Origin of the sequence: Microbispora sp. ZYX-F-249, assembly GCF_039649665.1 — a bacterium.
Classification (GTDB): Bacteria; Actinomycetota; Actinomycetes; order Streptosporangiales; family Streptosporangiaceae; genus Microbispora; species Microbispora maris.
In genome coordinates this window covers 1-659 of record NZ_JBDJAW010000153.1, presented here as the reverse complement: position 1 = coordinate 659, position 659 = coordinate 1, and the positions used below count along the sequence as shown (strand labels likewise).

Genomic DNA, 659 nt, shown 5'->3' with positions numbered 1-659 from the left:
AGTGCGCAGAAAACGCAAGTTGTGCATGTGATACACGCGCCAGGCGTTATGCCGGTTGTCGCGCCAAACATCACGTATGCGCAACTTCGCTACCGGTGAGTCCGAGCGGTCAAGAAACCGGGCCGGGACGCGAGCGCGGTGGAGCCCCCACGGACCCCACCACCTCTCATCGCCTTCAGCTGCTGCTGGTGGGGCTGGGAGTCCTCGACTGAAGGGCCGGCGCCTTGTCCTCGGCCTTCTCGTCCTCGCCGGACTGGGAACCACCGCTGCGCGCGGCGTTGCCGCCACCGCCGACACTCGCGCAGATCACGTACGCGGTGCCCTTGGCGTTGATGCCTCCGACCCGCCAGCCGGTGGGCTTGCCGCCGGTGATGATCGGACCACTGGTGGTGATCTCACCGGAGACCTTCGTGCCGGTGAAGCCCCCACCCGTGGCGTAGCCGCCGTCACAGCTGAGGTCCACCGAGCCGGTCTTGAGGAGCGGGAAGTCGAAGTCGACGTGCTTGTAGGTGATGCCGCCGATGCCCGGGTCGCCCTTCGGGCCCTCCGGTCCACGCGGACCTGCCGGGCCGGCGGGACCCTGCGGGCCGGTCTCGCCCTTGTCTCCCTTGGCGCCCTGGGGACCCTGCGGACCGGCGGGCCCCTGCGGGCCGGTGGCT

The 659-nt window shown here is 69.7% G+C and carries 1 pseudogene; it reads right to left on the bottom strand.

Annotated elements, in window-relative coordinates:
- Nucleotides 1–175: 175 nt before the first annotated feature.
- Nucleotides 176–659 (bottom strand): annotated as a pseudogene (locus AAH991_RS40190) (hypothetical protein); the annotation flags it as partial.